The sequence below is a fragment of the Sinorhizobium sp. NG07B genome (assembly GCF_002532005.1).
In the GTDB taxonomy this organism is placed as follows: Bacteria; Pseudomonadota; Alphaproteobacteria; order Rhizobiales; family Rhizobiaceae; genus Sinorhizobium; species Sinorhizobium fredii_C.
The window spans coordinates 638030-660669 of the sequence record NZ_NWTD01000001.1 but is presented as its reverse complement, the minus strand read 5'-3'; the positions used below and the strand labels follow the sequence as shown (position 1 = coordinate 660669).

The 22640-nt window shown below is 64.0% G+C and carries 23 protein-coding genes and 1 pseudogene; 1 reads left to right on the top strand and 23 read right to left on the bottom strand.

Annotated elements, in window-relative coordinates:
- Positions 1-18 precede the first annotated feature (18 nt).
- From paaZ to CO664_RS03100, 18 genes and pseudogenes are all read right to left on the bottom strand, one after another.
- Positions 19-2076, bottom strand: coding sequence for a phenylacetic acid degradation bifunctional protein PaaZ (gene paaZ / locus CO664_RS03190; RefSeq protein ID WP_097537913.1), 2058 nt, complete (start codon positions 2074-2076; stop codon positions 19-21).
- A gap of 15 nt (positions 2077-2091) precedes the next feature.
- Complete coding sequence (locus CO664_RS03185; RefSeq protein ID WP_037414442.1) at positions 2092-2850, bottom strand: Phenylacetic acid catabolic protein; 759 nt, start codon at positions 2848-2850, stop codon at positions 2092-2094.
- 20 nt (positions 2851-2870) lie between these two features.
- Entirely contained in the window at positions 2871-3947 is a 1077-nt protein-coding gene (paaE, locus tag CO664_RS03180) for a 1,2-phenylacetyl-CoA epoxidase subunit PaaE (RefSeq protein WP_037414440.1), read from the bottom strand.
- A 26-nt stretch (positions 3948-3973) separates the two neighbouring features.
- Positions 3974-4498: a 1,2-phenylacetyl-CoA epoxidase subunit PaaD gene (gene paaD, locus CO664_RS03175; RefSeq protein ID WP_037414438.1), complete on the bottom strand. Its 525-nt coding sequence runs from the start codon at positions 4496-4498 to the stop codon at positions 3974-3976.
- A 9-nt stretch (positions 4499-4507) separates the two neighbouring features.
- On the bottom strand, positions 4508-5293 hold the full coding sequence (gene paaC / locus CO664_RS03170) for a 1,2-phenylacetyl-CoA epoxidase subunit PaaC (RefSeq protein WP_037414436.1): 786 nt from the start codon (positions 5291-5293) through the stop codon (positions 4508-4510).
- Positions 5293-5577: a 1,2-phenylacetyl-CoA epoxidase subunit PaaB gene (paaB, locus tag CO664_RS03165; protein WP_026614670.1), complete on the bottom strand. Its 285-nt coding sequence runs from the start codon at positions 5575-5577 to the stop codon at positions 5293-5295. The genes paaC and paaB overlap by 1 nt, the downstream gene beginning before the upstream one ends.
- 18 nt (positions 5578-5595) lie before the next feature.
- Positions 5596-6597 carry a 1,2-phenylacetyl-CoA epoxidase subunit PaaA gene (paaA, locus tag CO664_RS03160; RefSeq protein ID WP_037414433.1) on the bottom strand — a complete coding sequence of 334 codons (1002 nt, stop codon included), beginning with the start codon at positions 6595-6597 and terminating at the stop codon, positions 5596-5598.
- Between the two features lie 817 nt (positions 6598-7414).
- Positions 7415-7759, bottom strand: coding sequence for a type II toxin-antitoxin system VapC family toxin (locus CO664_RS03150; RefSeq protein WP_097537911.1), 345 nt, complete (start codon positions 7757-7759; stop codon positions 7415-7417).
- Positions 7756-7992: pseudogene (locus CO664_RS31645) on the bottom strand (plasmid stabilization protein). Before CO664_RS31645 ends, CO664_RS03150 begins: the two are co-directional and overlap by 4 nt.
- Before the next feature lie 83 nt (positions 7993-8075).
- Entirely contained in the window at positions 8076-8870 is a 795-nt protein-coding gene (gene pcaD / locus CO664_RS03140; protein WP_097537910.1) for a 3-oxoadipate enol-lactonase, read from the bottom strand.
- Positions 8871-9045: 175 nt separating this feature from the next.
- The gene (locus CO664_RS03135) at positions 9046-10380 is read right to left on the bottom strand and encodes an MFS transporter (RefSeq protein WP_202859971.1); all 1335 of its coding nucleotides are present in this window, start codon (positions 10378-10380) and stop codon (positions 9046-9048) included.
- A gap of 39 nt (positions 10381-10419) precedes the next feature.
- Positions 10420-11208, bottom strand: a complete 789-nt coding sequence (benD, locus tag CO664_RS03130) for a benzoate diol dehydrogenase BenD (protein WP_097537909.1) — start codon at positions 11206-11208, stop codon at positions 10420-10422.
- Positions 11205-12227, bottom strand: coding sequence for a benzoate 1,2-dioxygenase electron transfer component BenC (gene benC / locus CO664_RS03125; protein WP_037414427.1), 1023 nt, complete (start codon positions 12225-12227; stop codon positions 11205-11207). Before benC ends, benD begins: the two co-directional genes overlap by 4 nt.
- A 42-nt stretch (positions 12228-12269) precedes the next feature.
- Positions 12270-12758, bottom strand: coding sequence for a benzoate 1,2-dioxygenase small subunit (gene benB, locus CO664_RS03120; protein WP_037414425.1), 489 nt, complete (start codon positions 12756-12758; stop codon positions 12270-12272).
- Complete coding sequence (locus tag CO664_RS03115) at positions 12755-14113, bottom strand: Rieske 2Fe-2S domain-containing protein (RefSeq protein WP_097537908.1); 1359 nt, start codon at positions 14111-14113, stop codon at positions 12755-12757. Before CO664_RS03115 ends, benB begins: the two co-directional genes overlap by 4 nt.
- Before the next feature lie 101 nt (positions 14114-14214).
- Positions 14215-15153 (bottom strand): catechol 1,2-dioxygenase, encoded by a 939-nt coding sequence (catA, locus tag CO664_RS03110; RefSeq protein WP_037414421.1) that lies wholly within the window; start codon positions 15151-15153, stop codon positions 14215-14217.
- A 71-nt stretch (positions 15154-15224) separates the two neighbouring features.
- Positions 15225-15515: a muconolactone Delta-isomerase gene (gene catC / locus CO664_RS03105; protein WP_097537907.1), complete on the bottom strand. Its 291-nt coding sequence runs from the start codon at positions 15513-15515 to the stop codon at positions 15225-15227.
- Between the two features lie 4 nt (positions 15516-15519).
- Positions 15520-16671 (bottom strand): muconate/chloromuconate family cycloisomerase, encoded by a 1152-nt coding sequence (locus CO664_RS03100; RefSeq protein WP_097537906.1) that lies wholly within the window; start codon positions 16669-16671, stop codon positions 15520-15522.
- Positions 16672-16766: 95 nt separating this feature from the next.
- Here CO664_RS03100 and CO664_RS03095 point away from each other — a divergent pair, with 95 nt between their 5' ends.
- Positions 16767-17699: a LysR family transcriptional regulator gene (locus CO664_RS03095; RefSeq protein ID WP_037414415.1), complete on the top strand. Its 933-nt coding sequence runs from the start codon at positions 16767-16769 to the stop codon at positions 17697-17699.
- Positions 17700-17909: 210 nt separating this feature from the next.
- Here CO664_RS03095 and CO664_RS03090 read toward each other — a convergent pair whose 3' ends face one another.
- The 5 genes from CO664_RS03090 to CO664_RS03070 form a co-directional block, all read right to left on the bottom strand.
- Positions 17910-19310, bottom strand: a complete 1401-nt coding sequence (locus tag CO664_RS03090; RefSeq protein ID WP_097537905.1) for an NAD(P)(+) transhydrogenase (Re/Si-specific) subunit beta — start codon at positions 19308-19310, stop codon at positions 17910-17912.
- Positions 19311-19319: 9 nt separating this feature from the next.
- Positions 19320-19730 (bottom strand): proton-translocating transhydrogenase family protein, encoded by a 411-nt coding sequence (locus CO664_RS03085; RefSeq protein ID WP_012709410.1) that lies wholly within the window; start codon positions 19728-19730, stop codon positions 19320-19322.
- Positions 19731-20879 (bottom strand): Re/Si-specific NAD(P)(+) transhydrogenase subunit alpha, encoded by a 1149-nt coding sequence (locus CO664_RS03080; protein ID WP_097537904.1) that lies wholly within the window; start codon positions 20877-20879, stop codon positions 19731-19733. It abuts the gene before it with no gap.
- Between the two features lie 337 nt (positions 20880-21216).
- Entirely contained in the window at positions 21217-21441 is a 225-nt protein-coding gene (locus CO664_RS03075; protein WP_037414394.1) for an aa3-type cytochrome c oxidase subunit IV, read from the bottom strand.
- A gap of 337 nt (positions 21442-21778) precedes the next feature.
- Positions 21779-22543, bottom strand: coding sequence for a hypothetical protein (locus tag CO664_RS03070; protein ID WP_097537903.1), 765 nt, complete (start codon positions 22541-22543; stop codon positions 21779-21781).
- Between the last annotated feature and the right edge of the window lie 97 nt (positions 22544-22640).

The window sequence follows — 22640 nt, the reverse complement described above, 5'->3', positions numbered from 1 at the left end:
GCTGTAGGCGCGACGTCGCTATCCTCTCGTCTTCGCCACCATCGTCAGTACATCGTACTGCGCCACGGTCGCGCCCGTCTGGTTGGTGACGCGGCAGTCCCAGCGGACCTCGCCATGCTCGGCATTGATCCGGGGATTGATCTCCTTGCAGGTGAGCGCGACCTGCAGCGTGTCGCCGGGATAGACCGGCGTCAGGAGGCGCAAATTGTCGACGCCGTAATTCGCGAGCACCGGCCCGGGGGCCGGATCGACGAAGAGCCCGGCGGCGAAGGAGACGATCAGGTAGCCATGCGCGACGCGTCCGTCGAAGAACGGATTCGCCCGCGCCGCCTCCTCGTCCATGTGGGCGTAGAAGGTGTCGCCGGTGAAATTGGCGAAATGCTCGATGTCCTCGAGCGTCACCGTGCGGGTCGCCGTCACCAGCTGGTCGCCGATCCGGAGCTCGGCAAACGACTTGCGGAACGGATGTTCGCCGTCGGCGCGCACCGGGGCACCCTCGATCCATCGGCCGGTGACCGCCGAGAGCAGCCCCGGTGCTCCCTGGACGGCCGTGCGCTGCATGTAGTGCTTGACGCCCCGGATGCCGCCGAGCTCCTCGCCGCCGCCGGCCCTTCCCGGGCCGCCATGGACGAGGCCCGGCAGCGGCGAACCGTGCCCGGTCGAGGTCTTGGCGCTCAAGCGGTTGCCGATCATCACCCGGCCATTGAATGACGCGATGCCGAGCACCAGCTCCTCTGCAATACGAGAATCATTGGTGAAGACGGAGGTGACGAGGCTGCCCTTGCCGCGCTTCACAAGATCCACAGCTTCTTCCGCGGTATCGTAAGGCATGACGGTGCTGACCGGACCAAAAGCCTCGACATCGTGCACGGCCCGCGCGGCGCCGGGCTTGCCGCAATAAAGCAGGACCGGATTGAGAAAGGCGCCCGCTTCCGCGTCGCCGGAAACCACCTGGGGGTTCGTGGGATCGCCGGCGACGATCTCCGCATCGGCGGCAAGATCGCGGATGCGCGCCCTGACCTCCTCGCGCTGCCCGAGGCTTGCGAGCGGCCCCATCCGCACGCTCTCGGCAGCGGGGTTGCCGAGCGGAACCTTGGCAAGTCGTTCGCCCAGTGCCGCGATAAGCGCATCGCAATGGGCACGCGGTGCGATGACGCGGCGAATGGCGGTGCATTTCTGCCCGGCCTTGGCGGTCATCTCGCGAGCGACCTCCTTGACGAAGAGATCGAATTCCTCCGTCCCGGGGCCTGCGTCGAGACCGAGAACGGCCGCGTTGAGACTATCGGCCTCCATGGTGAAGCGCACGGAATTCTCGATGATCGCGGGATGCGTCTTCAGCTTGCGCCCGGTCGCGGCCGAGCCCGTGAAGGTGACTACGTCCTGTCCGTCGAGGTGATCGAGAAGATCGCCGACCGAGCCGCAGACGAGCTGCACGGCTCCTTCCGGAAGCAATCCGGTCTCCACCATTCGCCGCACCACGAGCTCCGTGAGATAGGCTGTCTGGCTTGCCGGCTTCACGATCGCAGGCATGCCTGCAAGCAGCGTCGGCGCCAGCTTCTCGAGCATCCCCCAACAGGGAAAGTTGAAGGCGTTGATGTGGATCGCCACGCCTTCGAGCGGCGTCAGGATGTGCCGGGCCGAAAACGTGCCGTCTCGCGACAGCGTCTCGACCTCACCATCGACCAGCACCCGGGTGTTCGGCAATTCCCGTTTGCCCTTGGAGGCATAGGAGAACAGCGTGCCGATGCCGCCCTCGATGTCGATCCAGCTGTCTGTCCTGGTGGCGCCGGTGGCGGTCGAGAGCGCGTAGAACTCCTCCTTTCGATCCATCAACGCCTCAGCGAGCGCCTTCAGCATCGCCGCCCGTTCATGGAACGACATGCGACGGAGCGCCGGACCGGCCTTTTCGCGCCCATAGGCGAGTGCGGCGGCAAAGTCGATGCCGGTGGAATCGATCATCGCCACCGGCGCGCCGGTCGCGGCGTCGAGCAGCGCCGCGCCGTCGCTGGCACCCCTCATCCAGGCGCCGCCGACATAGCTTTCAAGCCGACGGGCACGATCTGCCAGTATGTTCATCGAATATTCCTTCCGTCAGTTCAGGTTCAGCGCGGCCAACTCGGCGTCGGTGGCCTTCTGCCACGCGGCGAGCAGCGCCTCATTGGGCGTGTGGCGCAACCCGAGTCGGGCGAGCATGTCGTAGCGGGTCGAGCCGGAAAGGCCGAAGCTCGCGGCAACCCGCGGACGCCAATAGGCGACCGCTTCCCGGGCAGCACGGCGCCCCTCCTCCGTCTCGGCAATTCGCTTCAGCCCGTCGATGCCGAGTTCGGCGTGGCGGGTTTCGCGCGGCAAAATCGCCCGGAGGACTTCGGCAAGCGGCTGGTAGGAGACGCGCGCCAGTTCGCCGAGCTGAATGACGACCGCCTTGCCCATCAGCACGTTCATGACGACCGCATCGATCCAGCCTTCGAGCGGGTAGTGTAGGACCGAAAGCCGCATGTCTCCGCCGCGGCGCTCCGCACCGATATCGGCATTGCGGGGAAGCCGCGCCGACCACGGGTGATGGACCGCATAACGCACCGTATCGGCACCAAAATCGCCCATGATCTCGAGCACCCGCCCCGCATGGTCCGCCTTTTCCAACACGATCCGGGCGGCCGCGATGCGCTCCTTGATCCCCGGAGCATCGTTGATGACATCGGCGAAGCCGGCAGAACCGGCGAGTTCGCTGTCGACGAAGCTCGCCATCAGCCGGAGAAGTTCGCCGCGATAGCGCGGCGGCACGTTGTCCGGCGAGGTGAGCAGGCCGCCTTGGGCGAGATAGTCCTCGATCGGCATCGTCTCATCGGACATGGAACTCCTCCCTCGAAGCGTCACTGGTCGTAGCTGACGACGATGCGGTCGCTCAGCGGAAAGCACTGGCAGGTCAGCACATATCCCTGCTCCACCTCGTAGTCCTCCAGCGCATGGTTGGTCTCCATCTCCACCTCGCCCTCGATCACTTTGGCGCGGCAGGTAGAACAGACGCCCGCCTTGCAGGCGTATGGCGCATCCAGCCTGTTTTCGAGTGCGGCTTCGAGGAGGCTCTGCCCCTGTTTCGGAAAGCTGAAGTTGCGGGTCGTACCATCGAGGGTGACGGTCGCCTCGCAACTCGACTGCCTGTCGGCACCGGCAGCACTTGCGACCTTGCGCCGTGCACGGCCGGGCTGCGAGGACGCGAACAGCTCGAACTTGATCTGCTCGTCGCGAAGTCCGTGCGCGCGCAGCGCCGCGGCGATCGCCAGCATCATCGGTTCCGGGCCGCAGATGAAGACGGTGTCGACCGATTTCAGATCGATCCAGCTGCGGAACAGCGCCTCGCATTTCTCCGCGTCGACCCGTCCGGTAAAAAGGTCGATATCCTGGGCTTCGCTTTCGAGGACATGCAATGCCGCAAACCGCCCGAGATAGAGGTTCTTGAGGTCTTCGAGCTCCTCGCGAAACATGATCGAGCTGACGTGTCGGTTGGCATAGACCAGCGTGAACTGGGACCGCGGCTCGCGCGCAAGCGTCGTCTTGATGATCGAGAGGAGCGGCGTGATGCCGCTGCCGCCGGCAAAGCCGAGATAGTGTTTTGCCGCATCCGGCTCAATCGGCGTGAAGAAGCCCCCCATCGGCGGCATCGCCTCCAGCATCTCGCCGCGCTTGAGCTCCTCGTTCGCCCAGGTGGAGAAGCAGCCGCCGTCGACGCGCTTGATGCCGACCCTCAGCACACCTTCGTCCTTTCCGGCGCAGATCGAATAGGAGCGGCGCAGCTCCTCGCCGTCGAACATCCGGCGAAACGTCAGGTACTGGCCTTGCGTGAAATCGAAGGCGGCGCGGTCTTCTTCCCGCGGCATGAGCGTCACGACCACGGCATCGCGCGTTTCGCGCCGGACTTCGGTGACTTGCAGGGGGTGGAAACGTGCCATTTAAGCGGGCCTCACTCTGGATCGCGTCAGATGCACTTAAAATAATCGAACGGTTCTAGGCAGTCGGAGCAGCGATAGCTCGCCTTGCACGGAGTCGACCCGAACTGGCTGACCTTTTCGGTCCGTGAGGATCCGCAGCGGGGACAGCCGACCGTCAGACTCGGGCGACCGGAGAGACGGTCGATCCGCTTGAGCAGCGTTCCGTCCGCGGCCGTACCGTCGACCGGCGGCGCGATCCCATAGGTCTTGAGCTTGTCGCGGCCCTCGGCGCTGATCCAGTCGGTGGTCCAGGCCGGCGAGAGCCGGCGTTCGAGCCTGACGCGTTTAAGCCCCTTTTCATGGAGCGCCCGTTCGATATCCAGGTTGATCACCGTCGTGGCGGGACAGCCCGAATAGGTCGGCGTCACCGTCACCACCACCGTGCCGCCGTCCCAGGCGACATCACGAACGATGCCGAGATCCGTAACCGAAATGACCGGAATCTCCGGGTCGGGCACTTGCGCCAGCCAGTCCCAGACATCCTTGATCGACGGAAGCGTCGCGGTTGCCATCAAAGCCTCCTACCAGGTGGCGCCCGGATAGGCGCGCTGCAGGAACTGCAGCTCGGCGAGCACGTAGCCGAGATGCTCCGTATGAATGCCGCGCTTGCCGCCCCTGTGCATATAGCCGTCGGCGGGCTTCTTCAGCGTCGCCTCTGAGAGCGCTTCCGCAACCAGCGCATCCCATTCCGCCTTGAGGCTTGCGGGCTCGGGCGCCACACCGGCGGCGACAAGGGCGGCGTCGGAGGCTTCGTTCATGAAAATCTCGCCGGTATAGGGCCAGAGATCATCAAGCGCTTCCTGCATGCGGGCATGGCTTTCCGCCGTTCCGTCACCGAGCCGGATGACGAGGTCGCGGCTGCGCTGGAGATGGTAGGCCACCTCCTTGGACGCCTTCTCGGCGATCGCGGCAACGCGCGCATCGGAAGAGCCTAACAGCGCCCTCAGACAGAGGTAGTGCCACGCGTCGAAAAGGAACTGGCGCATCAGCGTCTTGCCGAAATCGCCGTTCGGACGTTCTGTAAGCAACAGATTACGGAAATCGCGCGCGTCCCGGAGATAGGCGAGATCGTCGGCGCTGCGGCCCTCGCCTTCGACCTCGCTCGCGAGACCCAGCCACAACTGCGTCTGGCCGATAAAGTCGAGCGCCGTGTTGGCGAGCGCGATGTCTTCCTCGAGCGCCGGGCCGTGGCCGCACCATTCCGAAAGGCGATGGCCGAGGACAAGGGTGCTGTCGCCCATGCGCAGCAGGAACTCGAAAAGTGCGGCGCGGTCGACGGCCGTGTCCGTCACGGTTGCTCTACCCATCACATGTGCCCCACTTCGTCGGGAATGTCGAAGAAGGTCGGATGGCGGTAGACCTTCGAATTCGAAGGCTCGAAAAGCGGCCCCTTTTCAGAGGGCGCGCTGGCGACGATGTCGCTCGAACGCACCACCCAGATGCTGACGCCCTCATTGCGGCGCGTGTAGACGTCGCGGGCGTTGTTGATTGCCATTTCCGCGTCCGGCGCATGCAGGCTGCCCACGTGTCGGTGGTTCAGCCCGTGCTGGCCGCGGATGAAAACCTCCCAGAGGGGCCATTCGCTGGACATGCTGCTCTCTCCCTATCTCTACTCGGCAGCGATCGACTTGGCGCGTCGAGCCGCGACCTTCTCCGCATGCGCCGTCAGGCCGTCGCGGAACCAGGTGCCATCCTCCCAGGCCTTCCTGCGCGCCCCGAGGCGTTCAGCATTGCAGGGGCCGTTGCCGGCGATCACCTCGAAGAACTCGCTCCAGTCCGGCTCGCCGAAATCGTAGCCGCCCTTTTCGTCGTTCCACTTGAGGTCCGGATCTGGAACGGTGAGTCCTAGATACTCGGCCTGGGGCACCGTCTGATCGACGAACTTTTGACGGAGCTCATCATTCGAGTTCTGCTTGATCTTCCAGGCCATCGACTGGGCCGAGTGGACGGAGGCATCGTCGGAGGGGCCGAACATCATCAGCGACGGCCACCACCAGCGGTCCAGCGCATCCTGAACCATCGCTTTTTGGGCCCGCGTGCCCTTCACCATCTTCGCCAGAATGTCGAAGCCTTGGCGCTGATGGAAGCTTTCCTCCTTACAGATCCTCACCATGGCGCGCGCATAGGGCCCGTAGGAACAGCGCTGCAGCGGCACCTGGTTCATGATCGCCGCGCCGTCGACCAGCCAGCCGATGGCACCGATGTCCGCCCAGGAGAGCGTCGGATAGTTGAAGATCGAGGAATATTTTGCCTTGCCGCTGTGCAACTGGTCATACATCTGATCGCGGCTGATCCCGAGCGTCTCGGCGGCGCAGTAGAGATAGAGGCCGTGGCCGGCCTCATCCTGGACCTTGGCAAGCAGTATCGCCTTGCGCTCCAGCGTCGGCGCACGGGTGATCCAGTTGCCTTCCGGCAACTGACCGACGATTTCGGAATGGGCGTGCTGGCTGATCTGGCGGATGAGCGTCTTACGGTAGCCTTCCGGCATCCATTCCTTCGGCTCGATCTTTTGGCCCGCATCGATGCGCTGCTGGAAGGCGCGCTCTTGCGCATCCATCTCGCCGAGACCCTTGACGCGGGCAGCGTCGGTTTTCACCATTTGCGCATACATGGTCCTACTCCTCCGTCAGAGAATGATGGCAAAGGCCTGGCCGACGCCGATGCACATCCTGCACAGCGCACGCGCGACCGCCCTGGCGGTGAAGCTGATGGGTGGCGGTCGTCACCAGCCGTGCGCCGCTTATCCTGAGCGGACGAACCCGCACTTTGTGCCGCGGCCCCGCGCGCTTCGTTGCGTTCGGCGACTGCATCCTGATCGGCGCAGCTGACGCCGAAGTCCTCGCCCATATTGTCGGCCGTCTCCGGCAGGGAATCAACACAGAAGGCCGCCCGGAGCTTCGGGCCCGCGAAGCGTCGGCTGGTGCTGGGGTCCATAAAGGACGCAGGCTGAAAGCCTCAGGCATGTGACTCCTCCCACTGGATCGGTAATTTTCATTAACCGACCGATCGGTCAGATATATAGCGCAAGTTATGTCACGCCGCAACGGCGATTATGGATTTTTTTGTGACATGTCGGGGGAGCTGGCGGTGGGAGGTGGCGGCCGGTGCGGGGCCATGTCTTCGAGGGGCGCAGGCGGTACTGGAGCGCGACTTGGCTCGCCGGAATGGCGGCGAGCCGCCGGGCGAGCCCCCTACGCTGACCGTAAAGGCAGCCTTCGGCGCGGATTTCGGCCACAGCTTGTACGGTCGCCACGTAGGAGCGCGGTCGCCGGGAGCGGCGCCGAGTGGCGGAAGATCGCTGCGTGGTCGTTGCCCGGACTAAAGAGGTGCGCTGCCAATGGCAGCTTAAGGCCCCGAGCCGACCCTGTCTCGCTTGCGCCGATTCGACCAAAGAGGAGGGCAAGAGGCTGCGGTTCAGTGTCTTTGGACTATGCATTATTCCAAGGATTTACAACGGTTAGCCCTGCCGCTTCAAAGGGGCCGATGTCGCGTGTCGCTATGATGAACCCGTTAGAGGAGGCAATGGCGGCAATATATCCGTCGGGGGTCGGAAACCCCTTGCCGGCCGTTCTGGCTTTCACAGCCAAGGCGGCGTAGTGCCGAGCAGCGCCGGTGTCGAACGGCAATATGCGTTCGCCGAACAGCATTTCGGCCCGCATTACATTCGACAAATACAGGGTTTCGGCGACCTGCGCGTTCAGCCAGGAACGGACGGCCGGGTTGGGCTCTGGTTTCATCGCCTCGGAAACGACATTCGTATCCAAGACGATCATTCGAACCTTATTGGCTCTGCTGCCTCGTCACGACGCTGGTCGAGTACCGCGAAATCATCATTGGTCAGCCCCCGCCGCGGCTGAGCTCAGCGAGGACGTCTCCCATGCGGACGCGCTGCTCCGGCTTCACGACTGCGGACTTCCGCCTCCGTGCTGCGGCCGTGTAGCGCAGCCCGCACGCGCAGGGCGCGATGCACTTCATCGGGCACATTCCGAATTGTCAGAACGACCATCGTCGAAACCTCGCGCTCGCCTTTATTGACCGCAATATGATGATCGTGCAGTTACACCGCAAGCCGTTCGCCTTGCCGCCGAGTCACCAATCGCTGTCGAGAAACTCGATAAGCGCAGCATTGAATGCCGAAGCCGACTCGACATTGACCATATGGCGGCCCGGCAATGAGACGTGGCGACCCCAGAGCACACCAACGGCGATGCCCTCCAAATCGGCCGGCGGACACACCGGATCGTCTTCGCCGGAGACGGCAAGCACGGGGTTTGCGATCCGGCCGACTTCCTCCCGCAGATCCGCCCCGGCCAGAGCTGCGCAACAGCCGATATAGCCATCGACCTTGGTCGCGGCGAACGTGTCACGCATCTCGCGGACGGTGCCGCGTTCAGCGGTTCTGAACTCCGGCGTGAACCAGCGCTCGGCGGTGGCGGCGGCGAGCTTCCCAATGCCGTTTGCCCGCACGGCGGCAATGCGCGCGACCCAGCTTTCCGCGGTGCCGATCTTGGCGGACGTCGCGCACACAACAAGCTTGTCCAGCCGTTCTCCGGCATGAATGGCCAGCCACTGTCCGGTCAGACCGCCGATAGAGAGGCCGCAGAAATGCGCCCGCTCTATCTCAAGCGCATCGAGCAGCGCGATGACGTCGTGACCAAGATCGGACAGCGCATAGGGCGGCGGCGGTGCCGAAGACAGGCCATGACCGCGGCGATCGTAACGCAGCAGGCGATATTGGTGCGAGAGCGCGGCCACCTGCGCAGCCCACATGTGCAGGTCGGTACCGACCGAATTGCAGAACATGAGCCAAGGCTTGCCGGAAGCGGCCGTATCGCCGTCGATACGGTAATGAAGGCGGTGACTTTCGAGATCTAGATAGGGCACGGCTCGAGGGCTTCGGTTTTTTTGAAGAGGCTTACGGGCGATTCGGACGAACACTCATCCTATGACGTAGTGTCGACCGTGCTCGCCGCGAGAAAGGCGCCGACGGCCGGGTTACGATCGGCCGTCGGCAGAAGCGTAATGAGCGGCTCGGGCCACCGCTCATCGTACCACCGCCCTACGCGGCAGCGAGTTGGACGGTGCCGGCGCGGCGGGCGTTGCTGACCGCGAAGACCAGCATGGCGAGCGCCGAGACCGCCGCGGGGATGGCGAAAATCAGGAAGTTCTGCTGGAGCGGAAGTTGCTGCGCGAGGAGCACGCCGCCGAGCGTCGGGCCGACGATGGCGCCGATGCGGCCCACGCCCGAGGCCCAACCCAACCCGGTCGACCGGACGGAGAGATTGTAGAGCTGCGCGACGCTGGCATAGAGCAGGATCTGCGTGCCGATCGTCGTGGCGCCGGCAATAAAGACCATCAGGAACAGGAGTCCCGCCGGCAGGTTGAAGCCGATCAGCGCGATCGAGGCAGTCGCTGCAACGAAGAAGGCGACCACCACTTTCGGCAGGCCGAAGCGGTCGCCGAGCCAGCCGCCGGCGATCGCGCCCGCCATGCCGCCGAAGTTGAGCGAGAAGAGGCTGAGCAGGCTCGCCTTTTCGGCATAGCCGGCTTCCTGGAGAACTTTCGGCAGCCAGGACGAGAGCAGATAGACGAGCAACAGGCAGCAGAAAAAGGCGACCCACAGCATCAGCGTGCGCAGCGTCCGCTGGTGCCGGAACAGTTCGGCGACCGACGCAGACGCGCCCTTGGCTTCGGAGAAGACCAGCCTGTCTTCACTGACGAGGCGCGCGGACGGGACGATCTTCGCATAGATTTGTCTAGCCTTTTCCTGCTCGCCCTGGCGAATGAGGAAGCCGAGCGATTCCGGCAGCTTCCACAGGATGACCGGCAGCAGCACCAGCGGCAGCGCGGCGACGAAGAACATCGGCTTCCAGCCGAATTGCGGGATGAGACCGATGCCGAGGCCCGCCGCGACCATGCCGCCGACCGAATAGCCGGAGAACATCAGCGCCACCATGGTGCCGCGCAGGCGCTTCGGCGCATATTCGTTCATCAGCGCCACGGCATTCGGCATCAGCCCGCCGCAGCCGAGCCCGGCGAAGAAGCGGAAGACCTTGAACTGCTCCGGCGAACCGGCAAAGCCGGTGAGAAGGGTCGAGACGGTGAACAGCAGGAAGCTGATCGCGATGCCCTTCTTCCGGCCGATCCTGTCGGCCAGCGGTCCGAAGAAGAGGGCGCCGAACATCATGCCGAACAGCGCCCAGGCCTGCAGCGCGCCGGCCTGGGGTTTGCTCAGACCCCATTCGGCGATCAGCGTCGGCAGGACGGTGCCGGCGACGAAGACGTCGTAGCCGTCGACGATCAGCAGCAGGGCGCAGAGCCCCACCACCAGCCACTGGAATCCCCCGAACGGATTGTTGTCTATTGCTTCATTCACATCGATAGTGCGCATCATCGCTCCTCCCCGAGTTGCTACGCAGTCAGTCTTGAAATGTCAGCCGGTATCGCCCCCGGCCACGGGCAGCACGCTGCCGATGATGTAGGACGCCTCGTCCGAGGCCAGGAACAGGATCGGCGCCACCTGTTCCTCGATTGTCCCGTAGCGCTTCACGAAGCTGGATTGCTTCACCTGGTGAACGACCTCGGCCATCCAGCCCTTCTCCGCCTCCGTGTCGCCGCCGGCATTGCGCGGAACGCGCCGCGGCGGCGCTTCCGTGCCGCCCGGGGCGGTAGCGACCACGCGGATGTTGCGCTCCGCCAACTCCATCGCCAGCGACTGGGTGATTGCATTCACCCCGCCCTTGGCCGCCGAATAGGGCACCCGATGGATGCCGCGCGTCGCATTCGACGACACATTGACGATGGTGCCGCCGCCGCGCACGACGAGATGCGGCAGCACGGCGTGGCAGCAGTAGAGCGTCGGCATCAGCGAGCGGCGGATCTCGGCATCGATCTGCTGCGGCTCGAATTCACCGTAGGGGCGCATGCGGATCGCCCCGCCGACATTGTTGATGAGGATGTCGATGCCGCCGAAGCGTTCTTCGGCGAAGCGCATCGCGGCAGCCGCACCTTCATAGGTTTCTAGGTCGGTCCTGAAAGCCGCGACTTCAGCGTCGCGGGCCTCGGTCGCCACATCGGCGACGAAATCGGCACGATCGACGAAGACGACCCGTCCGCCCTCCTCCGCGGCGCGGATCGCCACGGCGCGGCCGATGCCCTGCGCCGCGCCGGTCACCACCAGCACCTTGCCGGCAAAACGATCCGCGAAGCGCACCCTGCTCACGCAGCCTCCTTCACGACCGCATTGGGCGTGAACTTCTCATAGTGAAAACTGTTCGGCTTAACGCCGCTGTCGTCGAAATGCCTGCGAACAGCATCGACCATCGGCGGCGGGCCGCAGAGATAGACGTCGACGTCGCCGCCGTGCAGCACCTCGGTGGGCATATGCTGTGTCACCCAGCCCTTGCGCGGGTGGCCGGAGGAATCCTCGGCCACCACCGTCGCGAAGCTGAAGTTGGGCAGGCGCGCCGCATAGGCTTCGATTTCGTCGACGAGAACCAAATCGAGATCGCGCGTCACGCCATAGATTAGGTGGATCTTCTGCCCAGAACTCTCGCGGGCGAGCACTTCCAGCATCGACAGGAACGGCGCGAGCCCCGTGCCGCCGGCCAGGAACAAGAGTGGCCTCTGGACGTGGCGGAGATAAAAGCTCCCCAGCGGTCCTGTCAGCTCCAGCTTCGCGCCGACTTCGGCGCGCTCCAGCCAGCTGCTCATCAGGCCGCCGGGTATCTTCTTGATGAGGAAGCCGATGCGGCCTTCGCAGGGCGCTGTGCTGAACGAATAGGAGCGGCTCTGACCGCTGCCCGGCACCTCGATATTGACATACTGGCCAGGCAGGAAGGCAGGCGCGGCCTCCGCCTCAAGCTCCAGCACGGTCGCCGCGTCGTTGTGCAGGCTGACGCGCGCCACTGTGGCCGAGAATCTCTGCTGCCCGGTCTTGCAGGCCACGGATGTCGTCGGCACCGCGATCACGCAATCCGAAGCCGGCTTCATCTGGCAGGTCAGCACAAGCCCGCTTTCGGCCTCCTCCGCCGTCAGCGCATCGTCGATGAAATCGTTGCCTAGGTCGTAGCTGCCGCTCTCGGCGCGACACTTGCAGGTGCCGCACACGCCGTCGGAACAGTCCATCGGCAGGTTGATCTTGTTGCGGAAGGCCGCATCGAGAACCTTCTCGCCGTCCTTGCACTCGATGAAGCGGGTCACCCCGTCCTCGAAGTTCAACGCAATTCTGTAGCAGGCCATAGAACCCTCCTCATCAATTCCTGTGCCGGCCGGCAACGCCCGTCAGATGTGATAGACGTCGATGACCTGGCGGATGTAGTCGTTCTTCAGCACGATCTTCTTGTTGGAGATCAGCAGCTCGTCGTCGCTCTTGCGCAGCGTCACGAACATCGTGCCGAAGAACTGGTCGGTGACCTTGTAACGATGGTTCAACGTGTGGAAGTTGTAGCGCACGTCGACTTCATCACCGCGGACTTCCAAGACTTCGACATTGGTCACGCTGTGGCTGGTGCGCGGCTCCGGCGTGGAAGCGCCGGAGCGCTCGGTCTTGATGCGGAACACCCGGTCTTCCAGACCGTCGCGGTTCGGGTAGTAGATCAGCGAGATCTGCGACTGCGGGTCATCGGTGATCTGGTCGTCGTCGTCCCAGGCCGGCATCCAGTAGGTCACGTCTGGCGCATAGCAGGTCAGCCATTCGTCCCACTCGCGATCGTCCAGCAGACGGGCTTCCCGGTAAAGAAACGCGCAGATGGCTTCGTAGAAAATGCTCATGCGACGACTCCGTTCTTCTCGGCCGTCAGCGCCTCGCGCATCACCTTGGCCCAATATTCGTGCTGGCGCACAAACAGGCCCTCGTCTTCGCTGCGCTCGCCGGACAGGAGCGGCTCGATGCCCATTCGCTTCGCGTTCTCATCAGGACCGTCGATCCAGAGCGGTGCGCCCCGCGACAGGTCGTTCCAGAGCGCGGCGGTGCCGGCATAGCCGGCCTGGCAGGCGCGGAATTCTTCCAGATCGTCGGCCGTGCCCATTCCGGACACGTTGAAGAAGTCCTCGTATTGCCGAATGCGCAGCGCTCGGTCCGCAGCGCTTTCTCCTTTCGGCGCGAAGCAGAAGATGCTGATCTCGGTCTTGTCGACGCTGATCGGCCGGGTCACGCGAATTTGCGTCGAGAACTGATCCATCAGGAAGACATTGGGGTAGATGCAGAGATTGCGCGTCTGGTTGACGATGAAATCCGCCTTCACCTCGCCGACGCGTGCCCTGATCTCGTCGCGTTGGTCGTAGACCGGACGCACTTCCGGGTTCATCGTGTTCGTCCACAAGAGGATATGGCCGTTCTCGAAACCGTAGACGCCGGCGACGGATCGGCTCCAACTGTTGGCATCGACCGCCTTCGTGCCCTCCTCCTTGCGCCGGCCCATGGTGGCGGCGTAGTTCCAGTGGACCGAGCTGACGTGATAGCCGTCGCAGCCGTTCTCCATCTGCAGCTTCCAATTGCCGTCATAAATGTAGGACGAGTTGCCTCGCAGCACTTCGAGCCCGTTCGAAGCCTGGTCGACGATCTGGTCGATGATGACCTTCGTCTCGCCGAGGAACGCCTCGAGCGACGCGACGTCCTCCTTCAGGCTGCCGAACAGGAAGCCGCGATAGCTTTCGAAGCGGGGCAGGCGCTTCAGGTCGTGCGAGCCGTCCTTGGCGAACTGCTCCGGATATTGGGTGGACTTCTCGTCCTTGACCTTGAGCAGCTTGCCGGTGTTGGAAAAGGTCCAGCCGTGGAAGGGACAGGTGAAGCTGCCCTTGTTGCCGTGCTTGCGCCGGCAAAGCATTGCCCCGCGATGCGCGCAGGCATTGATGATCGCATTGAGTTCGCCGTTCTTGTCGCGGGTGACGACCACCGGCTGACGGCCCATATAGGTCGTGTAGTAGTCGTTGTTTTCCGGGATCTGGCTCTCATGTGCCAAGTACACCCAGTTGCTCTCGAAGATGTGCTTCATCTCCAGCTCGAACAGGTCTTCATTGGTGAAGATGTCGCGGCGGCAACGGAAAATGCCGGCCTCCTTGTCGTCCTGCACGGCGGTGGCGAGCAGATGATCGAGATCCCGGGCTTTGTCGATGATCGCAGACATGACCTATCTCCCGCAAAGGGCGCGCTGTCCTTGGCACAGCCTTTGCACAATGTCGGTGGTGACGTTGGTTACTCACGTGGCGGCCGTTCGGCCGCCGAGCCTCATGCGGCCGCGCGCTTGCGCTGCTCGTTTATCTGATTGTCGACACCGTTCACCAGGGCCGTCAGGTGAATGTCGAACTTGATCTCCGCAAACGGGCCGTTCAAGCCGTTCGCCCTGATGCTGACCTCGTCGGTCCTTTCGACAACGGATGGCACAAGCCCCTCACGGGTCGCATAGGCGAAATCGTCGTTGACCAGCGGATCGCCTTCGATGTTGATTTGGGTCGTCAGCTTGCGATGACCGTCGGCGCTGATGAAGAAGTGGATATGTGCCGGGCGCTGGCCGTGTCGGCCGAGCGCGGAAAGAAGCTGCTCCGTCGGGCTGCCTGGCGGCACGCCGTAACCGTGCGGCACGATGCTCTGGAACTTGTAGCGGCCGCTTTCGTCGGTGACGATCGTGCGGCGCATGTTGAACGGCGCCTGCTTTCCCGTCGGATCGAAGTGCGAGTAGAAGCCGCGGGTGTCACAGTGCCAGACTTCGACGGTCGCGCCCGGCAGCGGCTTGCCGTCGGCATCATGGACGGTGCCGTGCACGATGAGCGTGTGACCGTCGGCATCGGTGCCGTCGTCCAGTCGCGCAAAGCCTTCCGAAACCGGCGCGCCGGCGACATAGAGCGGCCCCTCGATCGTGCGCGGGGTGGGATTGTCGATCCCGAGCGCCTCGTCGATGGCGTCGAGACGCTCGTCGAGGAAGTGGTCGAGGCCGAGACCGGGCGAGATCAGGCCGGCCTGGCCGGCCGCGCCGATCTCGTTGAGCCAGGCGATGCCGGTCCAGTATTCGTCGGGGGTGATGTCGAGATCGTCGATGGCCTTGAACAGGTCCGACATGATCCGATGGACGATCTCTTTGACGCGCGGATTGCCGCCTTCCTTGTCGAGACCGCTGAGGGTCTTGAGAAAGTCCCGAATGTCAGGCCTGTCGAAAATCTTCACGTTCATGTTCGTTCCTCCACTTGGATTGTCTTGAATGCAGCGGCTCCATCCTCCCGGGAGTGCCGCCGACGAAGGTTCTAGGTATCGTCCTTACGGATCGACGAAGGGTGCCGACAGAGCGGCACGACCTTGACGTCCATGAAGGGAAAGAGCGGCAAGGTGGACAGAACCTCGTGCAGTTCGCCCGGCCCGCTCACATCGAAAATGCTCACATTCGCGTAGCGGCCGGCCACGCGCCACAGGTGGCGCCATTTGCCGGAACGCTGCAGTTCCTGTGCCCGCTCGCGTTCCGTGGCCTTGAGCTCCGCAGCGACGCCCGAGGGCAGATCGTGCGGCAGACTGACGGTCATCTCGACATGAAACAGCATGATCTCACCCCACCACGCGCAGGGTCGAAGCGTGCTTGCCGTCCCTGCGGAAACGATTGACGGCTTCCATTGAAAGAGCCACGCCGAGCCCGGGACCTTTCGGCAGTTGCAGTTCGAAGTTCTCGAAGCGAAGCGGCTCTTCCAGGATCTCCTCGGTCAGAAGCAGGGGACCGAAGAACTCGGTGCCCCATTCCAGCTCCTTGACGCTTGCCATCAACTGAGAGGCGGCGATCGTGCCGATCGGCCCCTCCAGCATGGTGCCGCCATAGATGCTGATGCCTGCGGCTTCCGCGATCGCGATCACCCGGGCGGCGGCAAACAATCCTCCCGCCTGCTCGATCTTGATCGAGAACACGTCGGCAGCCCTTGCAGTCGCCGCCTCCAGCGCACTTTCTGGCCCGACCAGAACCTCGTCCGCCATGATGGCGATCGGTGAAGTCCGCCGCAGGCGGGCGAGCGATCCGATCCCCTCTACCGGCTGCTCGACCAGCACGCAGCCGGCGTCGGCCAGAGCCGCGATCGCGTTGCGCGCCTCCCGCTCGCGCCACGCCATGTTCACGTCGACGCGGATGGAGGCCATGTCCGGCAGCGCCTTGCGGATAGCGGCCACGTGATGGATGTCTTCCTCGATCGACTTGACGCCGATCTTCAGCTTGAAATCCCTGTGGCGCCGCCGGTCGAGCATGGCTTGCGCCTCGTCGATGTCCCGGGCGGTGTCTCCGGAGGCCAGCGTCCAGGCGATGGGCAGGCTGTCGCGCCGCCGCCCGCCGAGCAGTTCCGACATCGGCAGACCGAGGCGGCGTGCGTGGCAATCGAGCAGGGCCGCCTCCACCGCGCATTTGGCGAAGTGATTGCCCTTGACCGCCTTGAGGACGACGTCCATGGCAGCCTGGATGCGCGACGCATCGCGGCCGATGAGCAGCGGCGCGATATATTCGTCGATCGTCAACTTCATGCCTTCCGGGCTTTCCGGCCCATAGGCGAGACCGCCGATCGTCGTCCCCTCCCCGAACCCCTCGAAACCGTCGGAGCAGCGAACGCGGACGATGGTCATGCTCTGCCGGTTCATCGTCACCATCGACAGGCGATGCGGCCGGATGGTGGGCAGATCGAGTATAATGGTTTCGATCGCGCTGATGCGGATTTCGGTAGACACCCGGTTTTCCTCCCTTGATCGCAAGGAAATTAGCGCCCACTGTAAAATCAGTCCAAAACTATATAAGTTGGATTTGATACCTGAAAGGTATAGCCATGGAGCTGAGGCAGCTGCGCTATTTTCTTGCCGTCGCGCGCGAGCGGAACTTCTCGCGTGCGGCGGGAATCCTGCATATCGCGCAGCCGCCTCTCAGTCGGCAGATCCAGCAATTGGAAGACGAACTCGGCGTTCTGCTGATCGACCGGTCGAGCCGGCCGCTCGATCTGACCGAGGCCGGTCGCTTCTTCTACGAGCAGGCCGGACAGATCATTGCCCGGACCGAGCATATGCGCGAGCAGACGCGCAAGATCGGCCTGTCGAAACGCGAGCGTTACGTCATCGGCTGCGTCGGCTCGACCCTTTATGGCGGCATGCCGGACCTGGTCCGCCGCATGCGCCGGCGCTGGCCGGATCTCGACATCGAAATCCGGGAAATGATGTCGACCGAGCAGGTCACGGCCCTCAAGGAGAGGCGGATCGATCTCGGCTTCGGCCGGGTTCGCTTCAACGACAGGGAGGTCGAGAGGCTGACGCTGCGGGAGGAACGACTGGTCGTCGCCTTTCCGAAGGGGCATCCGAAATCGGTATCGACCGAGCCGATCGCGCTCGCCGAACTGGAGGGGGAACCGCTCATCGTCTATCCCTCGGCTCCGCGTCCGAGCTTTGCCGACGAGGTCCTCAACATGTTGTCCGAACAGGGCATTTCGCCTGGCAGCGTGGAAGAGGTTCGCGAAATTCAGACCGCATTGGGAATTGTGGCGGCCGGAATGAGCCTGTGCGTCATTCCCGCGGCGTCGCAGCGGCAAAGGCCCGACGACGTGTGCTATCGCACCATAAAGGACGAGAACGCCACCTCGCCGATCATCATGAGCTTCAGGCGCGACGACGCGAAAGGCCGGGTCGAAGAGATCAAGCAGCTCATTCGCGAAATGTACGCCGACAACCCGCCCTGGCTGCAGCTCTCCAACGTGCAACTCGACGGTGCATGAGGCTTCCGCGGCGGCGGGGACCTATGTGAGGCTCCGACTCCAGCAAGGCAGCGCCGGAGCGGCCGGAAGGCCGCCGCCGCCGGCTCCCATGACTTCGAATGCGGCCGCCTACCTCGCAACGGAACCGGGGTCGTGGTCTTTCAGTCCTACAAAAGCGAATGCCCGCCTGAGTGAGGCGGGCATTCGGCATCGAAGCGCCGGCGTCATGCCTCAGTGAGTGATCGCCTTGACGATTTCCTCGGTGACCTTCTTGGCGTCGCCCAAGAGCATCATCGTGCCGTCCTTGTAGAACAGCGTGTTGTCGATGCCGGCATAGCCGGAGCCGAGCGAGCGCTTGACGAACAGGCAGGTCTTGGCCTTGTCGACGTCGAGTATCGGCATGCCGTAGATCGGCGAGGTCTTGTCGTCGCGCGCCGCCGGATTGGTGACGTCGTTGGCGCCGATGACATAGGCGACGTCGGCCTGGGCGAATTCCGAATTGATGTCCTCGAGCTCGAACACCTCGTCATAGGGGACGTTGGCCTCGGCGAGAAGCACGTTCATGTGGCCGGGCATGCGGCCGGCGACCGGGTGGATGGCGTATTTGACCTCGACGCCGGCCGCCTTCAGCTGGTCGCCCATCTCGCGCAGCGCATGCTGGGCCTGGGCCACCGCCATGCCGTAGCCGGGCACGATGATCACCTTCGAGGCGTTTTGCATCAGGAAGGCGGCGTCGTCGGCCGAGCCCTGCTTGACGGTCCGCTGGATGCCGTCGTCGCCGCCCGCGGCTGCCGTCTCGCCGCCGAAGCCGCCGAGGATCACCGAGACGAACGAGCGGTTCATGCCCTTGCACATGATGTAGGAGAGGATCGCACCCGAAGAGCCGACCAGCGCCCCGGTGATGATCAGCGCCAGGTTGCCAAGCGTGAAGCCGATGCCGGCCGCCGCCCAGCCGGAATAGGAGTTGAGCATCGACACCACCACCGGCATGTCGGCGCCGCCGATCGGGATGATGATCAACACCCCGAGGACGAGCGACAGGGCGACGATCAGCCAGAACACCGTGGTGCTCTCGGTGAAGACCAGCATGATCACCAGCGCCACGAGTGCCGCCGCAAGGCCCGCATTGACGAGGTGGCGTGCCGGCAGGAGGATCGGCTTGCCCGACATGCGGCCGTCGAGCTTCAGGAAGGCGATCACCGAGCCGGTGAAGGTGATCGCGCCGATGGCGACGCCGAGCGACATTTCGACCAGCGCCTGCGAATGGATGTCGCCGATGGCGCCGATGCCGAAGCTTTCCGGCGCGTACATCGCCGCGGCCGCCACCATCACGGCCGCGAGACCGACGAGCGAGTGGAAAGCGGCGACGAGCTGCGGCATCGCCGTCATGGCGATGCGCTTGGCGATATAGGCGCCGGCGCCGCCGCCGATCGCCAGGCCGGCGACGATCATCAGCAGGCCGCCGATCGACGGTCCGGCGAGCATGAGCGTCGTGACGATGGCGATACCCATACCGGTCATGCCATAGGCATTGCCCCTGCGGCTGGTCACCGGATGCGACAGGCCCCTGAGCGCCATGATGAACAGCACGCCGGAGACGAGATAGAGGAAGGCTGCGAAGTTAGCGTTCATCGGCCCGCCTCACTTGTCTTTTTTCTTGTACATGGCGAGCATCCGCTGGGTGACCAGGAAGCCGCCGAAGATGTTGACCGAGGCGAGCACCAGGGCGACGAAGCCGAAGCCGGTGGCAAGCCCGGAGGCCGAGATGCCGACCGCCAGCAGCGCGCCGACGACGATCACCGAGGAGATCGCATTGGTGACCGCCATCAAGGGCGTATGCAGCGCCGGCGTCACCGACCAGACGACGTAGTAGCCGACGAAGATCGCCAGCACGAAGATCGCCAGCCGGAAGACGAAGGGGTCGATCGCCCCGCCGGTGGCGCCATGCGCCACCGCGCCGGCCGCGTCCGGCACGTATTCGGCCGCGGTCCGCACCGCCTCCACCGCCCGTTCGAGGTCGGTGAGCGCCTTGTCGAGAAGTTCGTTCGCCATTTACTTGTCCCCCCCATTCGCGCCGCCGAAGGCCGGATGCACCACGGCGCCGCCGTGGGTCAGCGCCGTCGCCTTGACGAGCTCGTCCTCCATGTCGACCGCCAAGGCCTTTTCCTCCTTCGAGACCATCGTCTCCAGGAAGGTGACGAGGTTCTTGGCATAGAGCAGCGACGCCGAGGCAGCGATGCGGCCGGGCACGTTGAGGTGGCCGACGACCTTGACGCCGCCGATCTCGACGACCCTGCCGGCCTCGGCGCCTTCGACATTGCCGCCGCGCTCGACGGCAAGGTCGACGACGACCGAGCCGGGCTTCATCGAATCGAGCATCTGGCGGGTCACCAGCCGCGGCGCCGGCCGGCCGGGGATCAGCGCCGTGGTGACGACGATGTCCTGCTTGGCGATGTGCTCGGCGACCAGCGCTGCCTGCTTTGCCTGGTAGTCCTTCGACATTTCCTTGGCGTAGCCGCCGGCGGTCTCGGCCGCCTTGAACTCGTCGTCCTCGACGGCGATGAACTTGGCGCCGAGCGAGGCGACCTGCTCCTTGGCCGCCGGGCGGACGTCGGTCGCCGACACCATGGCGCCGAGCCGCCGTGCGGTGGCGATCGCCTGCAGGCCGGCAACGCCGGCGCCCATGACGAACACCTTGGCCGCCGGCACCGTGCCGGCCGCCGTCATCATCATTGGCAGCGCCCGGTCGTATTCATGCGCCGCGTCGACCACCGCCTGGTAGCCGGCAAGGTTCGCCTGCGAGGAAAGCACGTCCATCGATTGCGCCCGGGTGATGCGCGGCATCAGTTCCATCGCGAAGGCGGTCAGCCCGGCCTCAGCCATCGCGGCGATCGCCGTGTCGTTGCCGTAGGGATCCATGATGGCGATGACGATCGCCCCGGACTTGTAGCCGCCGATTTCCTCGGCCGTCGGCCGGCGCACCTTGAGGATGACGTCGGCGCTGCCGGCATCGGCGGCGCTGCCGATCCGCGCCCCGGCCTTCTCGAATTCCTCATCCGGCACCCGCGACCGCGAGCCCGCGCCGGCCTCGACGACGACGTCGAAACCCAGCGACTTCAGCTTTTTGACGCTTTCGACGGAGCCCGCGACGCGCGGCTCGTCGGAATCCGATTCCTTTGCGATAAAGACAATCTGGCTCAATACTCCCCCTCTCCGCCCCGCAACCAGGCCCTCGCTGAATGCGGGTACATGTTCGATTGCCGAGTCGGCGCTTGAACCGAGCCGCCCCGAATGCTCGCTCCCCAAATCAAATCCCCGATCCAAGGAGAAGCCATGCATCACTTCAATGCACTGCAGCGAGGTTTGTGCGAACCAAGGCACGGATCGCTGCAGCGACAGACACACTTCTTTCGCAGGCGGAACCTGTCCGCCGTCGAAAACTCTCCTCACGCGGTGAGGTCAGTCCGGATTGCATCCGGCGACGAAGGCAGGGGCGTCCTCCTCCCCTGCCTTCGACAGGAAATGTCGGAAAGATCGCTCAGCGCAGGAAAAAGTAGCCGGCGACGTTGAGCAGGATGAACAGCACGACGGAGCTGATGAAGCCCATGGTCGTGAAGAAGCCGGCGGCCATGGCGATCAGCAGGGCGACGCAAAACAGCGTGCCGTATTTCGTTGCGTTGAGAAAGAGCGTGTAGGTCTTCTCGTGCTCGGAATAGTCCATCGGGGCGCCCGTCTCGGCCGGTCCCGTATGATGCTCTGCCATCTCCAGTTCTCCAGAATGCTGTGGCACCGCCTTTCGGCGGTTCGCTTTGACCCACTATTCGGAACCGCACCGCGAGTGATGCGAGAGAGCGGTCCTTTAGCTTCCGCATACACAAAGCGGCGGCCCTTCGCAACGAAAACCCGCCCCACTATAGCGCCGCGCGTCTTATCAGACGCGCAAAGTTCGCTGTAACACTTTGAATGGCTGCATGTCTTTGTCCTTAAGTCGAGGTCGATCTAAGGAGACATGCAGTAGGCTGCGGCATAGTCGAACGCACATGCCGGCGAATTGTTTCGGCGTGACGCAGGCGGAACCGGAGAGGCGCCTAATCGCCTGTCTAAGCCCGCAGGAAGGAGCGGCCCTGACCCAGCTGCGCGAATCGAGCGGTTGGCAGGATCGTCAGCGGCGCAAACGGCACTTCGTCGCGCCCGCCGAACATCAGGCGACGCTCGAACGGCTCGGAATCGAAGATCGGAAATCGGTCCAGAATGGACGGGCGCTGGCCGCGCACCTGCGCAACGAGAAGTGCGCCGTCGGCGTTGTAAACGCCGACGTTCTCCCGCCGTTCGACCACGGTCGTCGATCCGAAGATGCGCTTGTAGAAGGCGGTGTGGCGTAGGCGGCAAGCGGTCAGGCAACGGTCGGCGGCAAAATACTCGCAGGCCATCGCCACCGGGCGCAGCGTCAGATATGGCAAGGCTTTCAGATCGTCGCCGAGGACCTCCGGATCGACGGCGAGCCGCCCCGGGTCGACCAGCACCATGCCCGCGTCCAGGAAGACCTGGATCTCTTCGCGGAAAATCAACCCGGACGTGCTGGCGCGATGGTCCGGCGTCACATGGTGGACGCGCACCGTGCTGACCAGCCTCTCGTCGAGATAGATGCCGAAGACATAGGCGCGGCTGTCGAAGTCCAGCGCGTCGACAAGCGTCGAACCGGTCAACTCCATGAGGTTCACGGCCTTGTAAGCCTTGAATCTCAGTCGTGCGATGTCCTCCATATCCTCGCCGCCTTCGACCCGCCGGTACTCGACGCGATCGAGGAGCAGCATGAGCTTCTCGGAAAAACTGCCAGAATCGGCCTGGCCCCCGTTGGCACGCATCACCCCACCCATGGTTAACAGGCGGTTAAACCTATTGATGGGACGGCTGTCGGCAACAACAAAATGGCACAACTCACAATTAACGTTCTGTTAACCT